The following is a 1,823-nucleotide window of genomic DNA, read 5'->3' as shown; positions in this document are numbered from 1 at the left end:
CCCTTCCCCACCGTCAGCGTGGTCAGGGGCTATGCCCTCGGCGGCGGTTGCGAGTGCATCCTGGCCACCGACTACCGTATCGGTGATACCAGCGCCCGCATCGGCCTGCCGGAAACCAAGCTCGGCATCATGCCCGGCTTCGGCGGCACGGTACGGCTGCCGCGCCTTATTGGTGCGGACAACGCCATGGAGTGGATCACCACCGGGCAGGAGAACAAGGCCGAGGCCTGCCTGGCCGTGGGCGTGCTGGACGCGGTGGTCGACAGCAGCCAGTTGCACGCTGCCGCCATCCGCCTGTTGCAGGACGCCGCCGCCGGCAAACAGGACTGGCGGGGCAAGCGCGCCCGCAAGTGCGCGCCCCTGGCCCTGGACAAGCTGGAAGCCATGATGAGCTTCAACACCGCCAAGGGCATGGTGGCCGCCAAGGCCGGCCCCCACTATCCGGCGCCCATCACCGCGGTGAACGCCATCGAGGCCGCCGCCGCCCTGGGCCGCGACGCCGCGCTCCGGGTGGAGCAGGACCACTTCGTCACGCTGGCCAAGACCCCGGTGGCCCGCGCTCTGGTCGGTATTTTCCTGAACGACCAGTTCATCAAGGGCAAGGCCAGGAAGGCGGCCAAATCGGCCCCGGCCACCCGCAAGGCCGCCGTGCTCGGCGCCGGCATCATGGGCGGCGGCATCGCCTACCAGTCGGCGGTGAAGGGCATACCGGTGGTGATGAAGGACATCAACGACCAAGCCCTGCAACTCGGCATGAACGAGGCCGGCAAGCTGCTCAACAAGCAACTGGAGCGGGGCAAAATCGACGGTGTCAAGCTGGCCCAGGTGCTGTCCAGCATCACTCCCACCCTGAGCTACGATGGCCTGCAGGGGGTGGACATGGTGGTGGAAGCCGTGGTCGAGAACCCCAAGATCAAGTCCCAGGTGCTGGCCGAGGTGGAAACCAGGGTGAGCGAGGGTGCCGTCATCGCCTCCAACACCTCCACCATCCCCATCTCACTGCTGGCCAGGAGCCTCAAGCGACCGGAGCGGTTCTGCGGCATGCACTTCTTCAACCCGGTGCACCGCATGCCCCTGGTGGAGATTATCCGCGGCGAGCAGACCAGCGACGACACCATCAACAAGGTGGTGGCCTACGCCGCCAACCTGGGCAAGATGCCGGTGGTGGTGAACGACTGCCCCGGCTTCTTCGTCAACCGGGTGCTGTTCCCCTACTTTTTCGGCTTTAGCAAGCTGATCGCCGACGGCGCCGACTTCGTGCAGGTCGACAAGGTGATGGAGAAAGTGTTCGGCTGGCCCATGGGCCCCGCCTACCTGCTGGACGTGGTGGGCATCGACACCGGCCACCACGCCGCCGCCGTCATGGCCGAAGGCTTCCCGGTACGCATGAGCAAAGCCGGCAAGGACGCCATCGACGTCATGTATGAGCGGCAGCGCTTCGGCCAGAAGAACGGCCAGGGCTTCTACGCCTACAGCCAGGACAAGAAGGGCAAGCCGAAGAAGGAAGCCGATCCGCAGAGCTACCAGCTGTTGCAGGAAGTGGTGACCGGCAGGGTGGAACTGGCCCAGGACGACATCATCGCCCGCATGATGATCCCCATGATCAACGAAGTGGTGCTCTGCCTGGAAGAAGGCATCATCGGCTCCCCGGCCGAGGCGGATCTGGCGCTGGTGTACGGCCTCGGCTTCCCGCCGTTCCGCGGCGGCGTGTTCCGCTACCTGGATACCCTGGGCCTGGCCAACTACGTGGCCCTGGCCGACAAATTCGCCCACCTGGGCCCCCTCTATCAAGTGAGCCCCGGACTGCGCCAGCTGGCCGCCGA

Annotated in this window: 1 protein-coding gene; it reads left to right on the top strand. The window is 66.2% G+C overall.

The genetic code is table 11. From position 1 onward, the window contains the following. Positions 1-1,823: fatty acid oxidation complex subunit alpha FadB (fadB, locus tag C7H85_RS19220; RefSeq protein WP_106731325.1), on the top strand; the 1,823-nt coding region annotated here is incomplete at both ends.

Origin of the sequence: Zobellella endophytica, assembly GCF_003012775.1 — a bacterium.
Lineage (GTDB): Bacteria > Pseudomonadota > Gammaproteobacteria > Enterobacterales > Aeromonadaceae > Oceanimonas > Oceanimonas endophytica.
The sequence above is the reverse complement of the archived record's forward strand: the minus strand, read 5'-3'. Positions and strand labels throughout refer to the sequence as shown.